This window comes from Dickeya lacustris, assembly GCF_029635795.1.
GTDB classification, from domain to species: domain Bacteria; phylum Pseudomonadota; class Gammaproteobacteria; order Enterobacterales; family Enterobacteriaceae; genus Dickeya; species Dickeya lacustris.
In genome coordinates this window covers 2,183,762-2,210,326 of the sequence record NZ_CP114280.1, presented here as the reverse complement: position 1 = coordinate 2,210,326, position 26,565 = coordinate 2,183,762, and the positions used below count along the sequence as shown (strand labels likewise).

Sequence of the window (26,565 nt, the reverse complement as noted above, 5' to 3'; positions counted from 1 at the left end):
ATCAAAACCACTCCCGCAGGTTCATGCCTTGATAGAGCGAGGCGACGCGATCGGCGTAACCATTAAACAGCAGAGTGGGCTGGCGCTTCACGTCTAGCAGGCCGCCTGCGCCAATGACGCGCTCTGTCGCTTGCGACCAGCGCGGGTGATCGACCTCAGGGTTAACGTTGGCGTAAAACCCGTATTCGTTAGGTGCGGTCAAATTCCAGGTCGAGGGCGGTTGTTGTTGCGTTAACCGAATATGCACGATGGATTTGATGTTTTTAAAGCCATATTTCCACGGTGTGACCAACCGTATCGGCGCGCCGTTTTGCGGCGGCAGGGTTTTGCCGTAGACGCCGACCGCCAGTAAGGTTAACGGGTGCATGGCTTCATCCAGGCGCAGCCCTTCGACATAAGGGTACTCTAGCCCACCGCCGATAAAGGTATCTTTCATGGCCGGGCATCTGTTGTGGGTCGTTGAGTGTTTGAAAAGCGACATAGCGGGCGTTTGCGGTGGGTTCGGCCAGTTTGATCAACTGCGCCAGCTCAAAGCCGACCCACGGAATAACCATCGACCAGGCTTCAACGCAGCGAAAGCGATAGATGCGCTCCTCCAGCGGAAAACGGCGGCGAATGTCGTCGATATCCAGCGTCATGGGTTTGGCAACCTCGCCATCGATGCGCAGTTGCCAGCCTTCGGTTTTCAGCCCTCCGGCTTTGGCTGCCGGGTCGGCTTTATCGAGACCGAATTCATAAAAATTATTGTAACCGGTGACTTTGTCCTCTGGCGTGAGCGTCAGCGCCGGGCGCCAGTCCGGTGGCTGGCTAAACGTGAGGGGTTTACCGGGTGGCGCGGTCTTTGTCGGCTGGCTGTTAAACCAGTTAAGAACATCGGCACGCGCACCGCCGGGCAGACTTAACGTTGCTGCGCTCAGACCGAGCGCTTTTAGCACGTTTACGGCGTTGATAGAAGAGTGATTCCGGCGTCACATCGGCGTCGGTGAGTTTGCGATGTCTGGACATGGTGAGCTCCTGCGTTTTATCAATGACGGAGTGGCGTTATTTTTTAGATTCCGGTCATGGTTCAGGCGCTGTGCGCCTGACGCTAGTCATGCTCAGTATGCGGTGAAATACCGCTTGGGGGAATGCTTCTTTATTTACCGGGTGTGACGTGTTGCCCGTGGAGAATGGCTCTCACGGGCAAAGCAAGGCAGGTGTTTTACCTGCCTTGCGCGCGGTGGGTTAGTCGGTTGCGCCGAGACGTACCAGCGTGCGGCCCGTGACCTCATTGGCCAGCAGAGCACGGGCGATGTCGGGTGCCTGCTCCAGCGTAATTTCCCGGGCGACATGTTGATAGAAGTGCTCTGGCAGCAGGGTGGCTAGTCGCTGCCAGGCTTGTAAACGCCGCGCCTTCGGGGTCATCACGGAATCCACCCCTTGCAAGCGAACATTACGCAAAATAAAGGGCATCACCGTGGTGGGGAGCGCCACGCCGCCAGCCAGACCACAGGCGGCAACCGTCGCGCCATAGTGCATTTGGGCCAGCAGCGTTGCCAGTACCTGATCGCCTGCGGTATCAATGGCTCCCGCCCAGCGCTGTTTCTCCAGCGCGCGACAGCCTGAGGTAAACTCGCTGCGATCGATGACGTGGTGTGCGCCCAACTGACGCAAATAGTCATGATTGTGCGCTCGTCCGCTAATCGCCGTCACCTGATAACCCAATACGTGTAGCAGGGCGATGGCCGTGCTGCCAACGCCGCCGCTGGCCCCGCTGACGACAATCTCGCCACTGGCGGGCGTGACACCGCCTTCTTCCAGCGCCATGACACAGAGCATGGCGGTAAAACCGGCGGTGCCGATGATCATCGCCTGGCGAGCAGAGAGCGCCGCTGGCAGTGGCACCAGCCAGTCAGCGGCTACGCGCGCCTGTTCTGCCAGCCCTCCCCAATGTTGCTCGCCAACGCCCCAGCCGGTTAAGACGACGGCTTGCCCGGCCTGAAAATCCGGGTGCTGGCTGTGGTGTACCCGGCCCGCAAAATCAATGCCGGGGATCATTGGAAACTGCCGGACGATTTTCCCTGTACCGGTAATCGCCAACGCATCTTTATAGTTGATACCCGACCAGTCGATATCGACCGTGACATCACCTGCCGGTAATTGCGAAGGCTCGAGCGTATTGATTGCGGCCAGCGTCAGGCCGTCTTGCTGCTCAAGAAACAGAGCGCGCATAAAAATCCTCCTTAACGGGGACAAAAATAGAGGTAAATCATTTAATGACTATATTTGTAACAGGTAGTATGCGAACTGATAAATCGCAAAGAACACATAAAGTCTCTTATAAACGGGTTTCTTAACCCACTGACGGAGTTAGGGCACAGGGATGGGGTTAACAGCCAGACTATCAATACTCATCACGTTGCTGACGGCATTGGCGGTGTTGCTGATGCTGGTGAGCAGCATTTTTAGTTTTGTATGTTATAGCCAGCAACGGATGGAACATCAACTCAGAGCCGTGGCAGCCGGTATTGATCAGGCTTTATTGGTGCAACCGCCGGATTCAATCCAGTTTTGGCTGCCTGCGGTCATGAAAGCCGCGAGCATTGTGGAACTGGAAATCCGTGACAGCCACGAACGCCTCTATTTATTACGCCAACCGGATCTGTTGCGCCAGTCCGATCTTTTCGTTGATGGCAATGACAGTGCGCTGGTGTATCGCCATGCGGAGCTGTCGCTGTTACACCATACCGATGTCAAGGTGAATGTGACCTATGGCGATCCGCTATTCGGCTCGCCGCGCTACCTGAAACCCGCGCTCACCGTGGTGCTGGCTATCTTGTTGATAGCCATTTTGGTTTTCCATGCGGTGCGCTGGTTACGGCGTCAAATGGCCGGGCAAGTACAGCTGGAGACACGCGCGCGGCGTATTCTGGCCGGTGAACGTGAAACGGTGATGTATGGTTCGGTGCATGAGTGGCCTGCTGCGGCCAGCGGCGCGCTGGATCAACTGCTGTTGGATCTGGTGGAGGCTCGTGAGGCCCGCAGCCGTGTCGATACCTTGATTCGTTCATTTGCTGCGCAAGATTCACAAACCGGCCTTAACAATCGACTCTTTTTTGAAAATCAACTCGCCACGCAACTCGAAGACCCGGAAGAAGTGGGGACGCATGGTGTGGTGATGATGATAAGGTTGCCCGATTTTGACACGCTACAGGAAACTCACGGCTATGGTGGGGTGGTTGAAGAGTATCGCAATACGCTTATCAATCTGCTCTCAACCTTTGTATTACGTTACCCGTCTGCATTGCTGGCCCGTTATTATCACAGTGATTTCACCGTCTTGTTGCCCCACTGCACCCTGAAAGAAGCCGATAGCATCGCCAGCCAACTGGTGAAAGCGATTGATATTTTACCTTCGACGCCCTTGATTGACCGCGAAGATATTCTCCACATTGGCATATGCGCTTATCACGGTGGCCAAAGCACCGAACAGGTGATGGAAAGCGTGGAAGATGCCACCCGAAATGCGGTGTTGCAAGGCGGCAATGGCTGGTGTGTCTATGATAGACGCGGGCCGGAGAAAGGCCGGGGGAGCGTGAAGTGGCGTACATTGCTTGAGCATACGCTGTTGCGCGGCGGGCCGCGTTTGTATCAGAAACCGGCGATTACCCGCAGTGGCGAGGTGCATCATCGTGAAATGTTTAGCCGTATTTATGATGGCTCTCAAGAATTGCTGGAAGCCGAATACATGCCGCTGGTGCGGCAACTGGGTCTGACGGCGGGCTATGATAGGCAGTTGATTAACCGGGTGATTGCACTGACGGTCAGTTGGCAGGATTCGGTGTTGGCTTTTCCTATCACGGTCGATTCATTATTACAGCGCTCTTTCTTACGCTGGTTGCGCGAAACGCTGCTGCAATGCCCGAAAAGGCAGCGGGAGCGGTTACTGTTCGAGTTAGCCGAGTCTGAGGTGTGCCAGTATATTGGCCGCCTGCGCCCGATTCTGGCCATGATAACTGGGCTTGGCTGCCGTTTGGCGGTGACTCAGGCGGGCCTGACGCTGGTCAGCACGGCCTATATCAAGTCGCTGCGGGTCGAGGTCATCAAGCTGCACCCCGGACTGGTTCGGAGCCTGGATAAGCGGCCAGAGAATCAGTTGTTCGTCAGTAGCCTGACTGAAGCGTGCAAAGGCACGCATGCGCATGTGTTTGCCTCGGGCGTGCGTACTCAGGAAGAGTGGCAGACATTAATCGAGAAAGGCGTTTGCGGCGGGCAGGGTGATTTGTTTGCCGCATCGGAACCGGTGAGTAACACGTTGAAAAAATATTCACCGCGAACCTATGTTTGATGCCAATATCTCGGCAAAGTAGCGTAGAATGTCGGCGGCATAGCGTTGCTGGCCCGGTTAGCTCTATGGAACGGCGCGCACCAACGAAAATGTTAGATTTTATGTCGGTAGTTCGCGCAATTTTCAGCGACAGCGTGCGGAAATTCCCGTTGCTGCCGCAAGGGATGCGGTTCTGCATGCATTCACTATCATGGCGATTTGCGTAAACATCATTTTTTCACCGTAGCAGAGCCGGTTCGCGCCTTGTCGCTGCTGCGTGTGGTTGGTAAAGTAAGCGGATTTCATTTCCGCCCCCAGCTTGCAGGATTATCCTTTAGTTATGTTTAAGAAATTTCGTGGCATGTTTTCCAACGACTTGTCCATCGACCTGGGTACAGCCAATACCCTGATTTACGTGAAAGGACAAGGCATTGTACTGAATGAGCCTTCCGTGGTGGCTATTCGCCAGGATCGTGCCGGTTCCCCGAAAAGCGTGGCTGCCGTCGGCCATGACGCCAAGCAGATGCTGGGCCGTACACCGGGTAATATCGCGGCTATTCGTCCTATGAAGGACGGGGTCATCGCCGATTTCTTCGTGACCGAAAAAATGTTGCAGCACTTTATCAAACAAGTGCACAGCAACAGTTTTATGCGTCCGAGCCCGCGCGTGCTGGTGTGTGTGCCGGTCGGGGCGACCCAGGTCGAGCGTCGTGCCATTCGTGAGTCCGCTCAGGGTGCAGGGGCGCGTGAAGTGTTCCTGATTGAAGAACCGATGGCGGCGGCAATTGGTGCAGGCCTGCCGGTTTCCGAAGCGACCGGCTCCATGGTGGTGGATATCGGCGGCGGGACGACCGAAGTGGCGGTTATCTCGTTAAACGGCGTCGTCTACTCTTCTTCCGTACGTATCGGCGGCGACCGTTTTGACGAAGCCATTATCAACTATGTGCGCCGTAACTACGGTTCACTGATCGGTGAAGCCACGGCGGAACGTATCAAGCATGAAATCGGCTCTGCGTATCCGGGCGATGAAGTGCTGGAAATTGAAGTGCGTGGTCGTAACCTCGCTGAAGGCGTGCCGCGCGGTTTCAACCTCAACTCCAATGAAATTCTGGAAGCGTTGCAAGAGCCGCTGACCGGCATCGTCAGTGCGGTGATGGTCGCGCTGGAACAGTGCCCGCCGGAACTGGCGTCCGATATTTCTGAGCGCGGCATGGTGTTGACCGGCGGTGGCGCACTGTTGCGTAACCTCGATCGCCTGCTGATGGAAGAAACGGGAATACCGGTGGTGGTTGCCGAAGATCCGCTGACTTGCGTCGCGCGCGGTGGCGGTAAAGCGTTGGAAATGATCGACATGCATGGCGGCGATTTGTTCAGCGAAGAATAATCCGGCCAGAACAAAGAGGGGGAAACCGCCGTATGGATGAAGGCTTGTTCCATTCATCCCACGCGGTCGCCCCCTTTTTATTGTCGAGGAATACGCAACTTTATGAAGCCGATTTTTAGCCGGGGCCCCTCCCTGCAACTGCGCCTGTTTCTGGCTGTCATTACCGCGATTGTGGTGATTTTTGCTGACAGTCGGCTCGGTACGTTTGTGAAAATCAGAACGTACATGGATACCGCCGTCAGTCCGTTTTATTTTCTGGCCAATGGCCCGCGCGCCTTGCTGGATGACCTCTCTGTTAATCTCACTTCCCGTGAACAACTCGCGCGTGAAAACGTGGCGCTGCGCCAGGAATTGCTAATGAAAAATAGCGATTTGCTGCTGCTCGGCCAGTTCAGGCAGGAGAATGCCCGTCTGCGCGAATTACTGGGCTCGCCGCTGCGTCAGGAAGAGCAGAAGATGGTCACGCAAGTGCTTTCGTCTGGCACAGACCCCTATAGCGATCAGGTGGTTATCGACAAAGGCAATGTCAACGGCGTGTATGAAGGGCAGCCGGTTATCAGTGATAAAGGCGTAGTCGGTCAGGTGGTTGCCGTCGGGCAGTTTACCAGCCGGGTACTGTTGATTTGTGATGCCTCTCATGCGCTGCCAATTCAGGTGCTGCGCAATGACATTCGCGTGATTGCCGCCGGTAACGGTTGCACCGAAGACCTGCAACTTGAGCACCTGCCGAATAATACCGATATCCGCGTGGGCGATGTTTTGGTGACATCCGGCTTAGGCGGGCGTTTCCCTGAAGGTTATCCGGTTGCCGTGGTGTCTTCGGTGAAAGTGGATACCCAACGCGCTTATACCGTGATTCAGGCTCATCCGACCGCTGAACTCCAGCGCCTGCGCTACCTGCTATTGATGTGGGGCGTGGACAGTAATTCACGCACCGCTTTACCGTCAGACGATGTGCATCGGGTGGCGAACGAACGCCTGATGCAGATGATGCCGCATGTTTTGCCTTCTCCTGATGAAATGGGGCCGCCTGCGCCGCTGTCATCGGCGAAACCGGCGGCAGATTTTGTCGGCCCGCCCGCGCCGCCTGCGGCGGCCAATACCACAAGCAAGCCCGCCGCAGCCAGCTCGTCGCGGCATCGCACATCGCGCAGTAACCGCAATGCCGAGGGTGCGAATCCGCCCGTGGGTGATGGTGTAGCGCCTGCCACATCGTCGGGTACAGCACCGTCAAACAGTATGCCGTCAAACAGTACGCCGACGAATAGCCGTCCGCTCCCGGGCGCGGCATCGTCAGCCCAGCCTTCCAGTAGCAGACAGGCAACGCCTGCTTCCAGCGGTGCGGCGGGAGTCAGCCGATGAATCGCTATCGCCGACATGGCTATTGGATTATCTGGTTCTCCTTTCTGGTCGCGACGGTGCTGCAAGTCATGCCCTGGCCGGATGAGCTTTATATGTATCGCCCTTCGTGGCTGACGCTTATCCTGATTTATTGGGTGATGGCGCTGCCGCATCGCGTCAATGTCGGTACCGGTTTTTTACTCGGTATGGTGACGGACTTGATCCTCGGTTCTACGCTGGGTGTGCGCGCATTAGGGCTGGCCATTATCGCCTATCTGGTGGCGTTCAAGTTTCAGCTGTTCCGCAACATGGCGCTGTGGCAGCAGGCACTGATTGTGATGCTGCTGTCGCTGGTGCTGGATTTACTGGTGTTCTGGGCCGAGTTCCTGGTGATCAATGTCTCTTTCCGGCCGGAAATTTTCTGGAATAGTGTGGTGGATGGCGTGCTGTGGCCGTGGCTGTTTTTATTGATGCGTAAAATCCGCCGTCAGTTTGCCGTGCAGTAGCGAAACGGCAGGCATCAGCGCTATGTGCATGAGAGAGGAATTCAATGGATTTGTATCTGGCATCGGCGTCGCCGCGTCGGCGTGAATTATTGGCGCTGTTGGATGTGTCGTTTGACATTTTGCGTGTTGACGTCGTTGAGCAGCGTCAGGCGGGTGAAACGCCGGAGCAGTACGTCAGCCGTTTAGCGCAGGATAAAGCCCGGGCGGGGGTCGCCGTGGCACCGCAGGATCTGCCGGTGCTCGGGGCGGATACCATCGTCGTGCTGGATGGACAGGTACTGGAAAAACCGCGCGATGACGATGACGCCAGACGAATTCTGCGCGCGCTCTCAGGCCGCCAACATCAGGTGATGACGGCGCTGGCCCTTGCCGATAGCAGGCGCTGCCTGACGCAGCGGGTTGTGACCGAGGTGCAGTTTCGCGCGTTGTCCGATGATGAAATCAAACGCTATATCGCCAGCGGCGAGCCCATGGATAAAGCCGGTGCCTATGGCATCCAGGGAAAGGGCGGCGCTTTCGTGACAGCGATTTCCGGTAGCTATCATGCCGTGGTAGGGTTGCCATTGGTGGAAACGCTTGAATTATTGGCCCATTTTCCGCGCGGCGTAACGAACGAGGACTCTCATGACCGCTGAATTGCTGGTAAATATTACCCCTTCAGAAACGCGCGTCGCCTACATCGATGGCGGCATTTTGCAGGAAATTCACATTGAGCGTGAATCCCGGCGCGGCATCGTTGGCAATATTTATAAAGGGCGCGTCAGCCGCGTGTTGCCGGGAATGCAGGCCGCATTTGTTGACATTGGCCTGGATAAAGCGGCGTTCTTGCATGCTTCTGACATCATGCCGCACACCGAGTGCGTGGCCGGTGATGAGCAGAAGAATTTTCATGTACGTGATATCGCCGAACTGGTGCGCCAGGGGCAAGACCTGATGGTGCAGGTGGTGAAAGACCCGTTAGGCACCAAGGGCGCGCGCCTGACCACCGATATCACGTTGCCGTCACGCTATCTGGTGTTTATGCCGGGGGCCTCGCACGTTGGCGTCTCCCAGCGCATTGAGAGCGAAGCCGAACGCGAGCGGTTGAAAAAAACCGTGGCGGATTACTGCGATGAGCAGGGCGGATTTATCATCCGTACCGCCGCCGAAGGCGTCGGTGAAGAGGAGTTGTCGCAGGATGCGGCGTTTCTCAAGCGGCTGTGGACGAAAGTGATGGAGCGCAAAAAGCGCAACCAGACCAAGTGCAAATTGTATGGCGAGCTGGCGCTGGCGCACCGCATTTTGCGCGATTTTGCCGGTGCCTCGCTCGATCGCATTCGGGTTGATTCACGCCAGACTTACGAGTCTTTGCTGGAGTTTACCGCAGAATATATGCCGGAGATGACCGGTAAGCTCGAGCATTACAGCGGCAAACAGCCGATTTTTGATCTGTATGATGTCGAGAATGAAATTCAGCGTGCGCTGGATCGCAAGGTAGAACTGAAATCTGGTGGGTATCTGATTATCGATCAAACCGAAGCGATGACCACGATTGATATTAATACCGGGGCGTTTGTCGGGCATCGTAATCTGGATGAAACCATTTTCAACACCAATATCGAAGCCACCCAAGCCATTGCCCGTCAGCTCAGGTTGCGCAATCTGGGCGGCATCATCATCATTGATTTTATCGATATGAGTAATGAGGATCACCGCCGCCGCGTCCTGCATTCGCTGGAGCAGGCGCTCAGTAAAGATAGGGTGAAAACCGGCATCAGCGGCTTCTCGCAATTGGGATTAGTCGAAATGACCCGCAAGCGCACCCGTGAGAGCATTGAGCATGTGCTGTGCAGCGATTGCCCAACCTGTCGCGGTCGCGGCACGGTGAAAACGGTGGAAACCGTCTGTTATGAGATAATGCGTGAAGTGGTGCGCGTACATCATGCCTATGATTCGGATCGCTTCCTGGTTTACGCATCACCCGCCGTGGGCGAGGCGTTAAAGAGCGACGAGTCGCACGCGCTGGCGGAAGTGGAAATTTTCGTTGGTAAGCAGGTCAAGGTGCAGATTGAACCGCTGTACAGTCAGGAACAGTTTGACGTAGTGATGATGTAATATCATGCGTTTTCCATCGCCTGCAGGCGCGCGGTGGGGCTGTCAGGTTTTCGCTCGTCGCTGGTGATGAGTCATGAGGAGATATGCGTGAGGCGACTGCCCGGTATAACGCGCTTACCCGCAATCTTAGCCGCCACGGGCGCGATCGTTGTTGTGCTGATAGCGCTGCTTATCAGCGCATTAAGAATGACGTTGCCCGCATTAAACGAGGTTCGCCCGCAGCTTGTCGGCTGGTTACAATCCACCACCGGTTTGCCAATCGACGTGGAGAGCCTGAGCGGGAGCTGGGAAACCTTCGGCCCGACGCTGGATATTACCAATCTGCGCATTCATCATCCGACGATGGAGTGGCAGGCTGAACGCGTGTCTCTGGCGCTGGATGTCTGGCAATCGCTGCTTCATTTCAAGTGGAAATTCCGCGATCTGACCTTCTATAACCTGCAAATGGAGCTCAAAACGCCGGTAGACCCGGAGCGGCAGCGCACGCGGTCGTGGCAACCGGATCAACTGGGCTCGCTGTTTTTACGCCAGTTTGACCACTTTGATTTACGCAACAGTCGTTTGCGCTTTCTCACGCCTGCTGGAACCCAGGCTGAACTGCATATACCGCAACTGACGTGGCTTAACGGCAACAATCGTCACCGCGCCGAAGGGCAAATTAGCCTGTCGAGTTTTAACGGTCAGCACGGCGTGGTGCAGGTACGCATGGACTTGCGCGATGATCGGGGATGGCTGAATAACGGCGTGGTCTATTTGCAGGCCGATAACATTGATATGAAGCCGTGGCTGGGGCGCTGGATTCGCAAAGCAACACCGGGCTTGAGAGCGCCGATTTTAGTCTGGCGGCCTGGTTACAGGTGCGTGAAGGCGATATTTACGGCGGCGACTTGCTGTTGCGCGAGGGGTCGGCAAGCTGGCTTGATGGCGAGACGCGTCATCGACTGGCGACCCGTGCGATGACGGTACACGCCAGTCGTTACCAAAATGGCTGGCAAGTTGACGTACCGGCGTTGCAGCTTGAAACCGATGGTGTTCGCTGGCCAAATGGCCGTATCGCGGCGCTGTGGCTGCCGGAAAACACCGCCTTGCCCGGCCCGTCGCGGCTGGACGAATTGCGTATTCGTGCCAGCCATCTGGCGTTAGGGCGCATAGAGCCGCTGCTGGCGTTGCTCAATACCACCACGCCCGCGCTAAAAACCTACTGGCAAGCGCTGCAACCGCACGGGCAGGTGACGTCGCTGGCGCTGGATATTCCGCTGCAACAGCCGGAGCTAACGCGCTTTCAGGCGCGCTGGCAGGACGTCGGCTGGAATAGCTGGCAGACATTACCGGGGATGGCGCACTTTTCCGGTGACGCATCCGGCAGCCTGTCGAGCGGGCAAACCCAACTGCGTTTGGCTGACAGTACGCTGCCGTACCCGAATATGTTTCGCGCGCCGCTGGATATCCAGCAGGCGGATTTGAACCTGAACTGGCGCAGCAACAGTGAAGGGTGGGAGCTGTGGGGCAAGGGGCTGGATGTGCGCTCACACTCGCTATGGGCGAACGGCGATTTCCACTACCGCCATCCGCAGCAAGGGGAGCCGCGTCTGGATATTCTGGCCGGGCTGCGTCTTGATGATGCGGGCGATGCCTGGCGTTTCTACCCCGAGCCGTTCATGGGTAAAACACTGGTGGACTACCTTGCTGGCGCGCTGAAATCCGGTCAGGTGGAGAACGCCACCCTTATCTTCGCGGGCAACCCGGCCCGCTTTCCGTTTGTTGCGCACGATGGGCAGTTTCAGGTGTGGGTGCCGCTGGAAAAATCGCGTTTTGAGTTTCAACCCGGCTGGCCTGCGCTGGAAAACCTGAACATTAGCCTGAATTTTGAGAACAATGGCCTGTGGATGCTGGCTCCTGATGTCGGGCTGGGCGAGGCGCGCGGGCTGAATATTCACGCCGACATCCCGGATTACAGCAAAGAAAAACTGCTGATTAACGGCGATATTCGCGGAACAGGTAAGCAAGTAAGCGATTACTTCGGGCAAACGCCGATGAAACCCTCGTTAGGCAGCGCGCTGACGCAGGTGCAAATCGGCGGCCCGGTTGCAGGCACCTTGTCTTTGGATATTCCGCTCAATGCCGGGCAGGTGAAGGCCAGCGGCGAGGTGTCTCTGAGTAATAACACCCTGTTCATCAAGCCGCTGGATGTGATGTTGCAAGCGGTCAGCGGGCAGTTTCGCTATGACAACGGCAACCTCGTCAGCCAGCCGATGCAGGCCAACTGGCTTACCCAGCCGGTAACGGTCAACTTTAGTACCCAGGAGCAGGCACAGGCATTTCTCGTCAATGTCGGCTTACTGGGCGACTGGGCGGTATCGCGCCTGCCGGGTTTACCGAAGCCGGTGGCCAGCTCGCTTGCGGGTAATGCCCGGTGGCACAGCGCGGTACAGGTGACGTTACCGACGCGCGGCGCGGCGCGCTACGAGGTGGCGACGCAGGTTGATCTCAAAGAGGTAAGTAGCCACTTACCTTCTCCGCTCGATAAGCAGGCCGGGGCCGCGCTGGACTTGCAGGTGAATGCCACTGGCGATGTGCGCAGTTTTGCGTTGACCGGCGAACTCGGTAAGCGCCAGTTTTTCAATAGCGCCTGGTTGCTCAAAGACAACAAAGTGATGCTGACGCGTGCGGCGTGGCAGCAGGGCACAGCACGACCCGCCTTGCCCGATGACTCCTCGCTGACGCTGGCACTGCCAGCACTCGATGGCGAGCGCTGGCTGGCGTTGCTGCCGGGTGTGCGCGGTGCCGCGAGCGCCCAGACGGGCAGCGGGCGCTTTCAGTGGCCGGAGCGGGTGACATTAAGTACGCCGGAGCTGAAAATTCTCGGTCAGCAATGGCATGACCTGATGTTTACCAGCCGGGCTCAGGCGACGGGCAATGAAATTACTGCCACGGGGCGGGAAATCGACGGGCGTTTATTGATCCCGGCCAGCGGGCCGTGGCGTACAGATATCCGCTATCTTTATTACAACCCGCAGTGGCAGGGCGATGATGCCACTAACCCGGCGGCGCTGGCGGAGAAAAAATCGCCGCTGAACGACCCGAGCATTCGGTTTGAGGATTGGCCCGCGTTGCAGTTTAGCTGCCGTGAGTGCTGGTTTTTGGGGCAGAATATCGGCCAGCTTAACGGCACCTTGCAGCCGGAGCCCGGTAAGCTGGTGCTGGCGAACGGGCAGGTGAACAGCGGGAAGGCCAAATTGTCGCTGGAAGGCAGCTGGCAGGAGAATGGCGAGGGCATGCGTACCGCGCTAAAAGGGCGCTTATCCGGTGACAGCCTGAGCGATAACGCCGACTGGCTGGGGCTGGTGACGCCGCTGCGCGCGGGCGCATTCAGCGTTGACTATGACCTGTACTGGCGCGGCTCGCCCTGGTCTCCCGATGTGCCAAGCCTGAGCGGTATTCTGAAAAGCGATATCGGCAAGGGGGAAATCGTGAATGTCGGCACCGGTCAGGCCGGGCAGTTATTGCGTCTGGTGAGTTTCGATGCGCTGCTGCGTAAGCTACAGTTTGATTTCAGCGATACCTTCGGTAAAGGCTTCTATTTTGACTCGATTCGCAGCACGGCGTGGATCAAAGACGGGGTGCTGCATACCGACAACCTGCTGGTCGATGGGCTGGAGGCGGATATCGCCATGAAAGGCGATGTTGATTTGGTCAAACGCAACCTGTCGATGGATGCGGTGGTCGCGCCGGAAATTTCGGCCACGGTCGGCGTGGCAACGGCGTTTGCCGTTAACCCGGTGATTGGCGCGGCGGTGTTTGCCGCCAGTAAAGTGCTGGCTCCGCTGTGGAGCAAAATTTCTCTGATTCGCTACCACATTTCCGGTAGTGTGGATCAACCAAAGATTCAGGAAGTAGTGCGTGAACCGCAAAAACCCAACGCCGCTGGTGCGGCGAGGCAATAACCACGGTTCGGTTATCCGACGACATTGACAATAAGAGTGACATTCTATGAGTCTGACATTTGTCAGTGAGCAATTACTCACGGCCAATAACCTGAGCCATCAGGATCTGCATTCTATTCTGGGCACATTGAGTGAGCGGCGTATCGATTATGCCGACCTCTATTTTCAGTCCAGCTATCATGAATCCTGGGTGCTGGAAGACCGCATCATCAAGGATGGCTCCTACCATATCGATCAGGGCGTCGGTATTCGCGCTATTCACGGCGAAAAAACCGGCTTTGCCTACGCCGACCAAATCACCCTTAACGCATTGCAACAAAGTGCGCAGGCGGCGCGCAGCATTGTGCGCGAGCAGGGCGATGGTCGGGTGAAAACGCTGGGCGAAGTGGCGCATCGCGGCCTGTATACCCAGAATAATCCGCTGGATAGCTTATCGCGTGAAGACAAGATTGCCCTGCTACAGCGTGTCGATGCCACCGCTCGCGCCGCTGATGCGCGCGTGCAGGAAGTGACGGCCAGCCTGACCGGGGTCTATGAACTGGTGCTGGTGGCGGCCACCGACGGTACGCTGGCGGCGGATGTACGCCCGCTGGTGCGTTTATCCGTCAGTGTGCTGGTGGAAGATAATGGCCGACGCGAGCGTGGCTCCAGCGGCGGCGGCGCCCGCACCGGCTATGACTACTTCTGGCAGCAGGAAGAGGGTGAAGCCCGTGCCGAGCACTGGGCGAAAGAAGCGGTGCGCATGGCGCTGGTGAACCTCTCTGCGGTGGCGGCTCCGGCAGGCTCGATGCCGGTGGTGCTCGGCGCAGGCTGGCCGGGCGTGTTGCTGCATGAAGCGGTCGGCCATGGTCTGGAAGGGGATTGTCAACCGCCGGGGCACCTCGGTGTTCAGTGGTCAGGTGGGGCAGCAGGTGGCGTCCTCACTGTGTACCGTGGTGGATGATGGTACCCTTGAAGGGCGTCGCGGTTCGCTGGCGATTGATGACGAAGGGGTGGCCGGACGTTACAACGTGCTGATTGAGAACGGTATTCTGAAAGGTTACATGCAGGACAAACTCAATGCGCGGCTGATGGGGGTGGCTCCGACGGGCAATGGCCGCCGTGAGTCCTATGCGCATTTGCCGATGCCGCGTATGACCAACACCTACATGCTGGCCGGCCAATCGACTGCACAAGAGATTATCGAAAGCGTTGAGTATGGCCTGTATGCGCCGAACTTTGGCGGCGGCCAGGTGGATATCACCTCCGGTAAGTTCGTGTTCTCCACCTCTGAAGCCTATCTGATTGAAAACGGGCGTGTGACCACGCCGGTAAAAGGCGCTACGCTGGTTGGCTCCGGCATTGAAGCCATGCAGCAGATTTCGATGGTCGGCAACGATCTGGCGCTGGATAAAGGCGTCGGGGTGTGCGGCAAAGAGGGCCAGAGCCTGCCGGTCGGTGTCGGGCAGCCGACGCTGAAACTCGACAGCATTACCGTTGGCGGCACCGCCTAAACGCGGGATTGACCAACTGTTTATCCCATTATCCCACGGTCATTCCACCACCTCTGAGGCCGCTGATGCGGCCTGTTTTATGTGCCAGTCTCTGCGTTGTGTGGGTTTTCCTGCCGATATCCCTGATAAATCAGCGCCACTTTATTGAAATAGTCCGTCAGGTAATTGATACAGACCTGCACTTTGAGCGGCAGATTATCTGGCCGGGTATACAGCGCGTATACCGGGCGCGGGTCGGAATGGTAGCGCGGGAACAGAATTTCTATCTCGCCGCGTTTTATCTCCTCAAAAACCCACATCATCGGCACATGGGCGATGCCTGCGCCCTGCTTTAACCAGCGGATTAATGTGAGCGGGTCATTGGTGACAAACCGGCCCTGCGGCTGGATGCGGATTGTCATGCCTTCGGGGGCGATTAATTCAAATTCGCTATCCGGGCGCACGCTGTACTCCAGCCAGGAGAAATTTCCCATATCCGAGGGCTTTTCCGGCGTGCCGTGCTGGGTGAGGTAGCTTTTAGCCGCGCACACCACCATCGGCATGGAACCGATGCGGCTACAGTACAAGCTGGAGTCTTGCAGCGCGCCGACCCGAATAACGATATCCAGCCCATCGGCGATAAGGTCAGGGGCGGGAATACCGCACACCAGATTAACCGACAACCCCGGGTATTCTTGCAGCATCTCAGCCGTCATGTTCGCCAGCACATTTTGCGCCATGGTCGAAGAGCTGCCGATGCGCAGTGTACCGATTGGCGTGTTATTAAAGGCATACAGCTGTTCGTGTACTTCTTGCGCTTCATGCAGCATCCGGCGGCAGCCGTGGTAGTAAATTTTACCGGCTTCGGTCAATCCGATGCTGCGGGTGCTGCGGTTGAGCAACTTGATTTGGATGTCATCTTCGAGCCGGGATAGCGTCTGGCTGACGGCAGAGACACTCATCGCTAACTGACGCGCCGCCGCAGTGAAGGAACCGCACTCCACCACTTTGGCGAACACCGCCATGCTTTTTAATCGATCCATTGTTAACCCTGGCTTAAAAGTGATTTAGATCACATTAGGTAGATAACATAATAATAACGTCTCATACTATAGCATGTCTGGCCATCAGGCGCGCAGTTGGTTCGCTGTCTGTGCGGCAAGGGCTGTATCAAAAGATTAACTGCGCTGGTTTAACGCCATGGCAATTCTGCATTGCTCGCACGCCATTAAATCAGCACCCGCCATCGTGATTATTCAGTTCATGCTGTGTTTGCCTGCCGTTGGCTCGTGCTGATGGGGAGCGGGCTGTGCCGTTTTCATCCCTGAAAACCGGTTGTGCATGGTCGGTGTCGTGGCGAGGCAGCGGTGGCAAATGAGGTGGCGAATAAGGTTAAGAAGATGAACTCACTTCCGGTCATGGTGTTATTTGGTCTGTCATTTCCACCGGTGTTCTTTGTTTTATTGGTGACGCTGGCGGTGTTTTTTCTCTGTCTGCGTCTGCTGCATCCCACCGGTATTTATCACTGGGTCTGGCATCCGGCGTTGTTTAACTCCGCGTTATTTGTCTGCCTGTTTTATCTGTTGTTCCATTTCGGTCTTTGAGGTTGCTGTGAAAGCATCGGTTGTAAACGTGATAATCAAAAAACTGAGCCGTGTCACCATCACCTTGCTGCTGGTGCTGGCGGCGGCCATTGCATTGGTGCGGGTATGGTCGTTTTACACGGAATCTCCCTGGACGCGCGATGCGCGCTTTAGCGCCGATGTGGTGGCGATAGCCCCGGATGTCAGCGGCCTGCTGACGCAGGTGAATGTGCAAGATAATCAGCAGGTAAAACAAGGTGATGTGCTGTTTGTCATCGACCCGCCGCGCTATCAGCAAGCGCTGGAGCAGGCGCAGGCCGATGTTGCCTATTATCAGGCGCTGGCAGATGAGAAAAGACGCGAGTCGGCGCGCCGCCAGCACCTTGGCATACAAGCCATGTCGCGTGAAGAAATTGAGCAATCCGGCAATGCGTTGCAAACCACGTTACACCAACTGGCGAAAGCGCAGGCGGAGCTGGAAATCGCCCGGCTGGATTTGGCCCGCACCGTGGTGCGCGCCCCGGCTGACGGCTGGATAACCAATTTGCATGTACACGCCGGGGAGTTTATTACCCGGGGCGCAAGCGCTGTGGCGCTGGTGAAGAAGGATTCGTTCTATCTGCTGGCGTACATGGAAGAAACCAAGTTATCTGCGGTGCATCCGGGTTATCAGGTCGAGATAACCCCGCTTGGCAGCAACCAGATTTTATATGGCGTGGTGGATAGTATTGCCGCTGGTGTTACCAATAGCAGCAGTGCCGCCGATGGCAAAGGGCTGGCAACGGTGGATTCAAACCTGGAATGGGTGCGTCTGGCGCAGCGAGTGCCGGTAAAAATTCGCCTGGCCCGGCAGTGGGGCGATCAATACCCGGCGGGCACGACGGCAACGGTGGTCGTGACCGGCGAGCACACCCGCAATACCCGGCCAATGTCGCCGCTGTTGCAGTTATTACACCGCCTGCGTGAATTCGGTTAAGCGGTGGATGTGATGAATACTCCCGCATTTTTGCGCCTGCGTTTCGCGTTCAAACTCAGTACGGCGATTGTTCTCTCGCTGGTGCTGGGATTTTATCTGCAACTGGAAACGCCGCGCTGGGCGGCATTGACGGCGGCTATCGTGGCCGCTGGCCCGGCCTTTGCCGCCGGTGGCGACCCGTTCTCCGGGGCGATTCGCCATCGCGGGATGTTGCGGGTAGCGGGAACCTTTATTGGCTGCGTCGGGGCGCTGGTGATTGTGATGGCGACCGTGCGAGCGCCGGTTGTGATGCTGACGCTCTGCTGCCTGTGGGCCGGAGTGTGCGTGTGGATTTCCTCGCTGGTAAAAGTCGAAAACGCCTATGTGTTTGCGCTGGCCGGTTACACCACGCTTATCATCATCGTGACCAGCCAGAGCGCGCCTGTGCGCATCCCTCAGTTTGCCGTTGAGCGTTGCAGTGAAATCGTGCTGGGGATTGTGTGCGCCATTCTGGGCGATTTGCTGTTCTCTCCCCGCTCGGTTAAGCAGGATATCGATAGGGCGCTGGATGCGCTCTGGGTCGGGCAGTATCAGTTATTGCAGCGCTGTGTCGCGGGCATTGCCGACGATGAGCTCGACGCTGCCTGGCACGGGCTGGTGCGCCAGACTCATGCACTCAACGGCATGCGCAGCGTACTGATGCTGGAGTCATCGCGCTGGCAGGGTGCCAGTCGCCGCATCACGACGCTGCTCACCCAGTCATGGTTATTGATAACGCAAGCCTGTGAAATCCGCCTGACGCTGCAAGAGCAGCCGCAAGCCCTGAAAGGGGCTATCGCCATGATGCTGGAGCATCCGGCAGAGAATGCCGCCGATGTTGCGCGGCGCTTGCGCCAGTTGCGTTATCTGGCGGCCAGCCATAGTCGCAGCCTGCCGCCGATGCTACTCAGCTGGCTGGCCGCCGCCTCTCGCTACCAGTTGCTGGCAAGAGGCATCAAAACAAACTCGCGTGTCAGCGCGCGTGAAGCGCAACTGCTGGATGCCGAGGTTGCCGTCAAAGCCAGTTCCGCAGAAACCCATCATGCCATGATTAATGGCCTGCGCACGGCGGTGGCGACCGGGCTTGGCTGCCTGTTCTGGTTATGGACTGGCTGGACCTCCGGCAGTTCCTGCATGGTGATTATTGCGGTGGTGACATCGCTGGCGATGCGGCTGCCGAATCCGCTGATGGCGGCCAAAGATTTCTTGATAGGCTCTCTGGTGGCGCTGCCGCTCGGTTCGCTGCTGTTTATGGTGGTGTTGCCTGCCACCCAGCAGAGCCTGCTGTTGCTGTGCCTGACGCTTGGCGGCATGGCATTTGTGATAGGCATTGAGGTGCAAAAACGGCGTCTGGGTTCACTGGGGGCGCTTGCCAGCACCATCAATATTATCGTGCTCAGTAACCCGATGAAGTTCAACCTCAATCAGTTTCTGGATAACGCCATTGGCCAGGTCATTGGCTGTGTGCTGGCATTGAGCGTGATTCTGCTTATCCGCGATAATACCCGCGAGCGCACCGGGCGCACCTTGCTTAACCGCTTTGTCTATGGCGCGGTAGCAGCGCTTTCTACCCGCTCTGGCCGTAAACGGGAAAATCACCTGCCTGCGTTGTATCAACACCTGTTCTTGCTGCTCAACCTGTTTGCCGGTGACATAGCGAAATACCGTCTGGCGCTGTCGCTGATTATGATGCATCAGCGCCTGCGCCTGCTGGAACTGCCGGTCAGCGAGCGGTTAGCGGCGTTTCATCGCCAGCTGCGCCTGACGGCGACGCACGTCATTGATGCCTCAAGCGATCGTTATCGCAGCGAGGCGTTCTCCCAACTACTCACACAGATGGAACACTACCCGCAACTGCTGCGCGAGCATCAGGTGGCGGATGACGCGATAGTGGCCGTTGGCCGCCTGACGCAGCTTTTGCGCAGCCATCAACATGCGTTGCTGGGCTGAGGCGTCACAGCGGCTGGTAGCCTTGCCAGAGCGGGGCAGCCAGCGAGCCTGATGGGTTGGGGTGCAAATGAACATACCAGCGCTCCAGCAGGCTCAACGGCAGGCAGTCATCAATCTGGTGCAGATCGTCATGATGCGGTTGTAAGACGTGCGTCAGCAGCGCTTGCCGGGCGCGCTGTTTGGCCGCTTCAGCATCGGGGGCGACGAACAGCCCAAACTGGTGTACCTCCGCCGGATTGCCCGGCAGATAGCCGCCCATATTGATAAACCACAGTTTTTCCGGCCCGCTAAACGGCTCGGGATGAAGCGTGATATCATAGCCGTCCGCCCAGCGGCAGGGGGTGTAGCTATCGACATGAACCCGGTTTTTATCGCCAAACCAGTTGGCTTTGAGCTGTGGAAAGGCCGCTTGCGGGTGCGTATGCGCAGCAAACTGGATATCATGCAGTTCGATATTCGCACCCTGAACGCGCCCGCCGATGTAATACATAAACAGTGTGGTCATCGGGTGAGTCCTGTTGTAGCGAATTGCGGGGATCGCTGTTTTCATGGCTGTCGCGCAGGCTGTTGTATCGCGCGGACACGCCGTCGTGCGCCGTATTGATTATCGTAAATCGTACTCTATTGTGATGGCAGGAACAGAAGAATGACATGGCATCTTTGGCTGGTTTATGTTGGCGTTATCATCGTATTGATTGCCGTTCCCGGCCCATCGGCATTAATTAGCATGACACATGGGCTGCGGTACGGGCAACGCCGGGCGCTGTCTACCGTACTGGGCAGCGCCAGCGCCTCGCTGGTGTTAATGACGGCCTCGGCGCTTGGGCTGGGCGCGATTCTGGCGGCATCCGCCAGCGCGTTTTTGGGTGCTGAAAGTGGTCGGGGCGCTCTATCTTATCTGGCTGGGGATTTGCGCCTGGCGCTCGCCGCAAACCGCCATGATGCCCGCCGTTGAGAAAGACGGGCAGACGATGCCGGGGGCGTTTAGTTTATACCGGCGCGGATTTATGGTCGGCATCAGCAACCCGAAAGACATTCTGTTTTTCGCCGCGCTGTTTCCCAATTTTATCGATACACAGTCGCCGCAGGTGATGCAGTTTGCTCTGCTGGCAATCACCTGGGCGGTGCTGGATTGCAGCATTATGTTCAGCTATGCCTGTATGGGCAAACGGGTGTCGTCGCTGTTTGCCCGGCCACAACGGTTGCGCCTGTTTAACCGCGCCACCGGTTCGCTGTTTATTTTTGCCGGTTCCGCACTGGTTGCCTCCGGTAAGTAAATCCCGGCTCTGCGCGCCCTGAACGTCATAGGTTCAGGGCCGCTATTCTCTTTTTGTTTCTTCCCTTCCTGTTTCTCGCGTTCCTCTCAATCTGCCCGCCTCGCCCGGTTTTTCCTGCCGCTGGCTAAGATGGATATTATCTATACTTATATTATATAATTAAGTATATTGTTTGTGGGTGCAACGCGCGTGCGAAGAGAGGCCAACTATGTATTTCAGCGTCCCTGCATTACTGGTCAACATCGGCTGTGTCTTGTGTTTTTTGGCCGGTGCTCAACCGGTCTGCGCGGCCACGCCCGCCTCCTTGTCCTCAGCGCAACCGGCGCAGGTTCCAGTCCTTGAGCATCCCGTCGGTGTCTATCACACCAGCGGCACGGTGCAGGCGGTGCGTTCAGCCCTGTTGTCGGTGCCGGTTTCCGGGCGTATCAGCCTGCTTGCCGTAGAGGTCAACCAGGTCGTCAGCGCAGGGCAATTGCTGGCGCGCATTGACGGCACACCGGCAGAGCAGTCGGCCCGGGCCAGCCAGGCGCAAATTGCTGCGGCCAATGCCAGCCTGACGCAGGCAAAAAGTGAGCTGGCGCGTGCTCAGGCGATGCGGGATAAACACTACATCAGCGCCTCGGCGTTCGATAACGTGCAGGCGCAATACCGTGTTGCCGCCGCGCAAGCCAACGCGCAGATAGCCGCCGCTGAGTCAGCCAGCGCACAGGCGATGCAGTTTCGTCTGACTGCGCCATTCCCCGGCGTGGTCGCGCGCGTGGAGGGCGATTTGGGTGCGGTGGTGCTGCCCGGCCAGCCGCTGATCGCATTTTATGACCCGAGCGCGCTGCGCGTTGAGGTGACACTGCCTGCGTCGCTGGTTGATCAACTGCAGCAGCGTGATCAACCACAACAGCGTGATCAACCACCACAGGTATTGCCGCAGGTCAGCGTGGCCGGTCAATCCGTTGAGGTGAGCGCGCTGACATGGTTTCCCACCACCGATGAGCAGAGCCAGACGCGCAAGGTGCGCATCATGCTGCGCGAGGGGCAGCCTGATGCACGGGTAACGCCAGGGCGCAGCGCCGATGTCATGTTTTTCTCCCGTACACCGGGGCGGCTGACCATTCCTGCGGCCAGCGTGGTGCAGCACACCGACTTTTCGGCGGTCTATCTGGCAGGCCGCGAGGGTCGTCCGCAGTTACGTTACATCCGTACCGGTCAAACGTTGGGCGACCAGATAGAGGTGTTGGCCGGGTTGAAACCCGGCGACAGCGTGATGCGAGACCCGCAAGCGGCGGCCAGTCAATCGCAAGGGGCTGGCAATGAACGATAACACCCACCGTCATCAGGCGCTGGCGCGCACTGGAATCGCCGGGCGCATGGCGGCCTTCTTTCAACATGCCCATATCACGCCGCTGCTCGGCGTGCTGATTCTTCTGATGGGGGCATTTGCCGTGTGGGTAACGCCGCAGGAAGAAGAGCCGCAAATCAATGTCACGATGGCGAATGTGCTGGTGGCCTACCCCGGCGCTTCTGTGGCGACGGTAGAAGCACAGATAGCCCAGCCAGCCGAGCAGTTGCTGGGGCAAATGGCCGGTGTGGAGCACGTTTCTGCGCAGTCACGCCCCGGCATGGCGGTGATGACGGTGCAGTTTAAGGTCGGCGTGCCGCGTATTGAGGCGCTGGTGCGCCTCTACGATACGGTACACAGTCACGCCGACTGGCTGCCTGCCAACCTTGGCAACACGCCGCCGCTGATTAAACCTAAAGGCATTGAGGATGTGCCGATCGTCACCTACACCCTGTTCAGCCGCGACGCCGCACTCGGGCGTGTTGAACTAGAACGCATCGCTCACGCGCTGGAAGGTGAGCTCAAGCAGGTGCCCGGCACGCGGGAGGTGACAACGGTAGGCGGCCCTGGCCGCACCATTGGGGTGGAGTTTAACCCACAGCGACTGGCGAATAACGGGCTGACGCTGGCGCAGGTGGCTCAGTCGCTGGCGGCGGCGAATGCCGGGTTGCCTGCCGGTAACATCGTGAATCAGGGCGTGGTGCGTCTGGAGAGCGGCCCGTTTTTACGCTCGCAGCAGGATGTTGAACAACTGGTTATCGCCGTCAATAACGGCAAGCCGGTGTACCTGCGCGATGTTGCTGTCATCCGCGATGGCACACCCGCGCCCAGCCAGTACGTCTGGTACGGGACGGCGGGCTCGTCGGGGCAGAGCAGCCCGGCGGTGACGCTGGCGGTAACGAAAAAAGCCGGTGAAAACGCCGTCACTATCGCCAACCGGCTGGCGCAGCGCATGGCGGTGCTCACCAATACGGTGCTACCGCCGCAGGTGGGTGTCGAGATGACCCGCAACTACGGTGCCAGCGCCAACGAGAAGGCCAGTAAGCTGATTGAGAAACTGGTGTTTGCCACCGTCTCGGTGGTGGTGCTGGTGTTTTTCTCGCTGGGGCGGCGTGAGGCGGTGATTGTTGGGCTGGCGGTGGTGCTGACGCTGTGCGCCACGCTGTTTGCGTCCTGGGCATGGGGGTTCACTCTTAACCGGGTGTCGTTATTCGCGCTGATTTTCTCAATTGGTATCCTGGTGGATGACGCCATCGTGGTGGTGGAAAATATTCACCGTCACCGGCAGTTACACCCGGATGCGCCGTTGCCCTCCCTGATTGCCGGTGCAGTCGATGAGGTTGGCGGGCCAACGATATTAGCCACCCTGACAGTCATTGCCGCACTGCTGCCCATGGCGTTTGTCAGCGGGTTGATGGGGCCATACATGAGCCCTATCCCGATTAATGCCTCGATGGGGATGCTGATTTCACTGGGGGTCGCGTTTTCCATTACGCCCTGGCTTTCGCACCGCTGGCTGAAAAATACGCCGATATCGGCACCGGCACCGCGCGCTACCGGGCAATCGCTGGCGCAGCGCCTGTTTACGCCACTGCTGTCGGCACGATCGGGGCATCGCTACCGTATTGGCATATTGCTTGGCGTGATGGCGCTACTGATGGCTTGCATGGCGTTGCCGCTGACCAAGAGCGTGATACTCAAAATGTTGCCGTTTGATAATAAATCGGAGCTGCAACTGGTGGTGGATATGCCTTCCGGCAGCGCGCTGGAGGAGACGGCTGCGCTATTGCGCGAGATGACCGATTGGCTGGCGCAACAGCCGGAGGTGCTGAATTATCAGGCCTATGTTGGCGTCGCCGCGCCGATCAACTTTAACGGGCTGGTGCGCCAGTATGACCTGCGTAGTGGCAATGAAAGCGGCGATGTGATGGTGAATCTGCACGCCAAAGGTGAACGCCAGCGCGAGAGCCATGCGATTGCGCAGGCTTATCGCGGGCCGCTTGAGCAACTGGCCGCGCGTTATCACGCCCGCCTTAAGGTGGTGGAGGTGCCGCCCGGCCCACCGGTGATGGCGCCGATTGTGGCGGAAATCTACGGGCCGACGCTGGCAGGACGCGCGGTGCTGGCCGACCAGATTGCGGATATTTTCCGCCGCACGCCGGGTGTGGTGGATATCGACAGCAGCGTACAGCCGCTGGCAGAAAAACAGCTATTGCAGGTGGATAACGAGAAGGCGATGCGTTTTGGCATTACACAGGCCAGCATAGTAGAGGCGCTTGCGACCGCGATGAATGGCAATAACGTCACGTACCTGCGTGATGACAGCAAATACCCGGTGCCGGTGCAGTTACGTCTGCCCGATGCCGCCAAGGGCGATTTGCTGACGCTGCTCAGTACGCCGCTTCGTACTGCGTCGGGCTCCTTGCTGCCGCTGGCGGAAGTGGTCAGCGTGGTTTCTCAGGCGCAAGAACGTGTGCGCTACCGTAAAGACGGGCTGCCGGTGGACTATGTGGTGGCAGACATGGCCGGACGCAACGACAGCCCGCTGTATGGCATGTTCGCCATGCAACCGGCGATTGCCGCGCTGACGGCACCCAATCAGGCGGCGCTGCAAACCTATTTCATTCGCCAGCCCGAGGATAGCTACCGTCATTACGCCATCAAATGGGACGGCGAGTGGCAGATAACCTATGAAACCTTTCGTGATATGGGCGCGGCTTACGCCGTCGGGCTGGTGCTGATTTATCTGCTGGTGGTGGCGCACTTTGGTTCTTATCGGGTGCCGTTAATCATCATGGCACCGATCCCATTAACCCTTATCGGCATTCTGCCGGGCCATGCGTTGCTGGGGGCACCGTTCACCGCCACGTCCATGATAGGCATGATAGCGCTGGCGGGCATTATCGTGCGTAACTCCATTTTGCTGGTCGATTTTATCCGCCTGAATGTGGCCGCCGGGGTGAGCCTTGAGACAGCGGTGATGGACTCGGTGGCGACCCGCGCCGCACCGATTGTGCTGACCGGGCTGGCGGCGATGCTCGGGGCTTTTTTCATTCTCGATGACCCGATATTCAACGGGCTGGCGATCGCGCTGATTTTCGGCATTTTGGTGTCAACGTTGCTGACGTTACTGGTGATCCCGCTGCTGTATTTCATGGCTTTTCGCGTGAAAACGCCGTCGGGCGTCGAGTAATGCCATCGGGGAGCTTGCCAACGCGCCCGCCGATAAACCGTCGGCGTTAAACGCACGTGGGGTCATCAGCGGCCATGGTAAGGGGTAATAGTAGTCAGTAAGCGCTTAATAAGTACTCAATAAACGGTCGGTAAACGATCAATAAGAGGAGTTAACGTCATGTTTCAACGTATGCTTGCGTGGTGGCGCGCATCAACGCTGACGCTGCCTGCCCACTGCGTGATAGTGGATGTGCGTGAGCCGGACGAATATCAGGCCGGGCATGTGGACGGCGCGCTGAACATTCCGCTGGCGACGGTCACTGCGCAGGCAGCGCAGTTACGGGCATTGAACCGTCCGGTGGTGGTGTACTGCCGCTCCGGTATGCGTGCGGGGTCGGCCAAACAGATGCTGGAGCAGGCTGGCATCGCGCAGGTCATTAATGCCAAAAACGAGCAAACCGTCAGGCAGGCGCAACGCGCGCAGCCTGACTAACGCCTGTAATGCGCGATAGCCGCGCGCCCGACCTGCGTTGACGGTTTTCGCCCCGGTCAGGGGCGGTGCGCCCCCGTCGGCTGGAGGGTTACTCGGTTTCCGCCAATTCGCGCAGATACTGGAAAATCTGCCGGGCCGATTTAGGCGCTTTGTTCGCTGCTTTCTCTTTTTGTGCATTACGCACCAGTGAACGCAACTGCTGACGGTCGGCGTGTGGATAGAGCGCCAGCACGTCAGGAATAGCGCTGTCACCCTCTTCCAGCAGCCGGTCACGCAGTTTTTCCAGCTTATGGAACAGCGAGACTTGCTGATTATGGCGGTTACGCAGCTTATCCAGCGCCGTTTGAATCGGCTCCGGGTCGCGGGCGCGCAGCATTTTGCCAATCAACTGCAACTGGCGGCGGCGGCCCTCTTTGGTGATGCGCTGCGCCAGTTCAATGGCGGCGCGCAGGTCTTCGTCAAGCGGAATGCGGTCAAGGGCGTTCTTGCCAAGCTCGACCAGCTCGGCACCGAGTGCTTTTAGCGCTTCGGCATCACGCTTGATTTCACTTTTGCTGACCCAGATTATCTCTTCGTCTTCATCGTCCTGGCTGGCGTCAGGGACGTCGTCCTGCCAGTCTTCGGGATGTTTGTTCATGGTGGCTCCCCAATAAAAGAGGCTGATCCTATCAGGTTATGGGCTTTGTGCGAAATTGTCCGCTGATCCTGTTAGAC

16 protein-coding genes and 4 pseudogenes are annotated in these 26,565 nt (G+C 57.8%); 15 read left to right on the top strand and 5 right to left on the bottom strand.

The features are described from left to right. Position 1 precedes the first annotated feature (1 nt). Both msrP and acuI read right to left on the bottom strand, forming a co-directional pair. Positions 2 to 1,005: pseudogene (gene msrP, locus O1Q98_RS10025) on the bottom strand (protein-methionine-sulfoxide reductase catalytic subunit MsrP). A 219-nt stretch (positions 1,006 to 1,224) separates the two neighbouring features. After that, complete coding sequence (gene acuI / locus O1Q98_RS10020) at positions 1,225 to 2,211, bottom strand: acrylyl-CoA reductase (NADPH) (protein WP_125257965.1); 987 nt, start codon at positions 2,209 to 2,211, stop codon at positions 1,225 to 1,227. 151 nt (positions 2,212 to 2,362) lie between these two features. On the opposite strand from acuI, the gene csrD reads away from it, so the two are divergent. From csrD to tldD, 8 genes and pseudogenes are all read left to right on the top strand, one after another. After that, positions 2,363 to 4,327 (top strand): RNase E specificity factor CsrD, encoded by a 1,965-nt coding sequence (csrD, locus tag O1Q98_RS10015; RefSeq protein WP_125257966.1) that lies wholly within the window; start codon positions 2,363 to 2,365, stop codon positions 4,325 to 4,327. A gap of 319 nt (positions 4,328 to 4,646) precedes the next feature. Next, positions 4,647 to 5,690 carry a rod shape-determining protein MreB gene (gene mreB, locus O1Q98_RS10010; RefSeq protein ID WP_009114770.1) on the top strand — a complete coding sequence of 348 codons (1,044 nt, stop codon included), beginning with the start codon at positions 4,647 to 4,649 and terminating at the stop codon, positions 5,688 to 5,690. 102 nt (positions 5,691 to 5,792) lie between these two features. Next, positions 5,793 to 7,052, top strand: a complete 1,260-nt coding sequence (gene mreC / locus O1Q98_RS10005) for a rod shape-determining protein MreC (RefSeq protein ID WP_125257967.1) — start codon at positions 5,793 to 5,795, stop codon at positions 7,050 to 7,052. Beyond that, positions 7,049 to 7,537 (top strand): rod shape-determining protein MreD, encoded by a 489-nt coding sequence (gene mreD, locus O1Q98_RS10000; RefSeq protein ID WP_125257968.1) that lies wholly within the window; start codon positions 7,049 to 7,051, stop codon positions 7,535 to 7,537. Before mreC ends, mreD begins: the two co-directional genes overlap by 4 nt. A 44-nt stretch (positions 7,538 to 7,581) precedes the next feature. After that, complete coding sequence (locus tag O1Q98_RS09995; protein ID WP_125257969.1) at positions 7,582 to 8,172, top strand: Maf family protein; 591 nt, start codon at positions 7,582 to 7,584, stop codon at positions 8,170 to 8,172. Then, complete coding sequence (gene rng, locus O1Q98_RS09990; RefSeq protein ID WP_035339402.1) at positions 8,162 to 9,631, top strand: ribonuclease G; 1,470 nt, start codon at positions 8,162 to 8,164, stop codon at positions 9,629 to 9,631. Before O1Q98_RS09995 ends, rng begins: the two co-directional genes overlap by 11 nt. A 105-nt stretch (positions 9,632 to 9,736) precedes the next feature. Further along, a pseudogene (gene yhdP, locus O1Q98_RS09985) lies at positions 9,737 to 13,575 on the top strand (AsmA2 domain-containing protein YhdP). Between the two features lie 46 nt (positions 13,576 to 13,621). Beyond that, positions 13,622 to 15,068 (top strand): annotated as a pseudogene (gene tldD, locus O1Q98_RS09980) (metalloprotease TldD). A 77-nt stretch (positions 15,069 to 15,145) separates the two neighbouring features. Here tldD and aaeR read toward each other — a convergent pair. Continuing rightward, positions 15,146 to 16,090: an HTH-type transcriptional activator AaeR gene (gene aaeR, locus O1Q98_RS09975; RefSeq protein ID WP_125257970.1), complete on the bottom strand. Its 945-nt coding sequence runs from the start codon at positions 16,088 to 16,090 to the stop codon at positions 15,146 to 15,148. A 357-nt stretch (positions 16,091 to 16,447) separates the two neighbouring features. On the opposite strand from aaeR, the gene aaeX reads away from it, so the two are divergent. Genes aaeX through aaeB form a run of 3 tightly spaced genes read left to right on the top strand, consistent with a single transcriptional unit; the run spans position 16,448 to position 19,574 of the window. Further along, positions 16,448 to 16,651: a p-hydroxybenzoic acid efflux pump operon protein AaeX gene (gene aaeX, locus O1Q98_RS09970; protein WP_125257971.1), complete on the top strand. Its 204-nt coding sequence runs from the start codon at positions 16,448 to 16,450 to the stop codon at positions 16,649 to 16,651. A 7-nt stretch (positions 16,652 to 16,658) separates the two neighbouring features. Beyond that, on the top strand, positions 16,659 to 17,606 hold the full coding sequence (gene aaeA, locus O1Q98_RS09965; protein WP_125257972.1) for a p-hydroxybenzoic acid efflux pump subunit AaeA: 948 nt from the start codon (positions 16,659 to 16,661) through the stop codon (positions 17,604 to 17,606). Positions 17,607 to 17,618: 12 nt separating this feature from the next. Then, the gene (aaeB, locus tag O1Q98_RS09960; RefSeq protein WP_125257973.1) at positions 17,619 to 19,574 is read left to right on the top strand and encodes a p-hydroxybenzoic acid efflux pump subunit AaeB; all 1,956 of its coding nucleotides are present in this window, start codon (positions 17,619 to 17,621) and stop codon (positions 19,572 to 19,574) included. Positions 19,575 to 19,578: 4 nt separating this feature from the next. Here the strand turns inward: aaeB and O1Q98_RS09955 are convergent, their stop codons facing one another. Continuing rightward, positions 19,579 to 20,079, bottom strand: coding sequence for a DUF1543 domain-containing protein (locus O1Q98_RS09955; RefSeq protein ID WP_125257974.1), 501 nt, complete (start codon positions 20,077 to 20,079; stop codon positions 19,579 to 19,581). Positions 20,080 to 20,220: 141 nt separating this feature from the next. On the opposite strand from O1Q98_RS09955, the pseudogene O1Q98_RS09945 reads away from it, so the two are divergent. The 4 genes and pseudogenes from O1Q98_RS09945 to O1Q98_RS09930 all read left to right on the top strand — a co-directional run bounded on the left by O1Q98_RS09945 (position 20,221) and on the right by O1Q98_RS09930 (position 25,851). Then, positions 20,221 to 20,851, top strand: a pseudogene (locus tag O1Q98_RS09945) (LysE family translocator). A 208-nt stretch (positions 20,852 to 21,059) separates the two neighbouring features. Further along, entirely contained in the window at positions 21,060 to 22,166 is a 1,107-nt protein-coding gene (locus O1Q98_RS09940) for an efflux RND transporter periplasmic adaptor subunit (RefSeq protein ID WP_125257976.1), read from the top strand. Continuing rightward, entirely contained in the window at positions 22,156 to 25,377 is a 3,222-nt protein-coding gene (locus O1Q98_RS09935; protein ID WP_125257977.1) for an efflux RND transporter permease subunit, read from the top strand. The genes O1Q98_RS09940 and O1Q98_RS09935 overlap by 11 nt, the downstream gene beginning before the upstream one ends. 159 nt (positions 25,378 to 25,536) lie before the next feature. Continuing rightward, complete coding sequence (locus O1Q98_RS09930; protein ID WP_125257978.1) at positions 25,537 to 25,851, top strand: rhodanese-like domain-containing protein; 315 nt, start codon at positions 25,537 to 25,539, stop codon at positions 25,849 to 25,851. Between the two features lie 88 nt (positions 25,852 to 25,939). Here O1Q98_RS09930 and yjgA read toward each other — a convergent pair whose 3' ends face one another. Beyond that, the gene (gene yjgA, locus O1Q98_RS09925; RefSeq protein WP_125257979.1) at positions 25,940 to 26,488 is read right to left on the bottom strand and encodes a ribosome biogenesis factor YjgA; all 549 of its coding nucleotides are present in this window, start codon (positions 26,486 to 26,488) and stop codon (positions 25,940 to 25,942) included. Positions 26,489 to 26,565: the final 77 nt, after the last annotated feature.

Excerpts from the sequence above, each read along its gene's own strand:
- mreB (WP_009114770.1), top strand. The coding sequence starts at position 4,647 with ATGTTTAAGAAATTTCGTGGCATGTTTTCCAACGACTTGTCCATCGAC.
- O1Q98_RS09940 (WP_125257976.1), top strand. The coding sequence starts at position 21,060 with ATGTATTTCAGCGTCCCTGCATTACTGGTCAACATCGGCTGTGTCTTG.
- mreC (WP_125257967.1), top strand. The coding sequence starts at position 5,793 with ATGAAGCCGATTTTTAGCCGGGGCCCCTCCCTGCAACTGCGCCTGTTT.
- O1Q98_RS09930 (WP_125257978.1), top strand. The coding sequence starts at position 25,537 with ATGTTTCAACGTATGCTTGCGTGGTGGCGCGCATCAACGCTGACGCTG.
- O1Q98_RS09955 (WP_125257974.1), bottom strand. The coding sequence starts at position 20,079 with ATGACCACACTGTTTATGTATTACATCGGCGGGCGCGTTCAGGGTGCG.
- csrD (WP_125257966.1), top strand. The coding sequence starts at position 2,363 with ATGGGGTTAACAGCCAGACTATCAATACTCATCACGTTGCTGACGGCA.
- aaeB (WP_125257973.1), top strand. The coding sequence starts at position 17,619 with ATGAATACTCCCGCATTTTTGCGCCTGCGTTTCGCGTTCAAACTCAGT.
- rng (WP_035339402.1), top strand. The coding sequence starts at position 8,162 with ATGACCGCTGAATTGCTGGTAAATATTACCCCTTCAGAAACGCGCGTC.
- aaeR (WP_125257970.1), bottom strand. The coding sequence starts at position 16,090 with ATGGATCGATTAAAAAGCATGGCGGTGTTCGCCAAAGTGGTGGAGTGC.
- O1Q98_RS09935 (WP_125257977.1), top strand. The coding sequence starts at position 22,156 with ATGAACGATAACACCCACCGTCATCAGGCGCTGGCGCGCACTGGAATC.
- O1Q98_RS09995 (WP_125257969.1), top strand. The coding sequence starts at position 7,582 with ATGGATTTGTATCTGGCATCGGCGTCGCCGCGTCGGCGTGAATTATTG.
- aaeX (WP_125257971.1), top strand. The coding sequence starts at position 16,448 with ATGAACTCACTTCCGGTCATGGTGTTATTTGGTCTGTCATTTCCACCG.
- yjgA (WP_125257979.1), bottom strand. The coding sequence starts at position 26,488 with ATGAACAAACATCCCGAAGACTGGCAGGACGACGTCCCTGACGCCAGC.
- mreD (WP_125257968.1), top strand. The coding sequence starts at position 7,049 with ATGAATCGCTATCGCCGACATGGCTATTGGATTATCTGGTTCTCCTTT.
- acuI (WP_125257965.1), bottom strand. The coding sequence starts at position 2,211 with ATGCGCGCTCTGTTTCTTGAGCAGCAAGACGGCCTGACGCTGGCCGCA.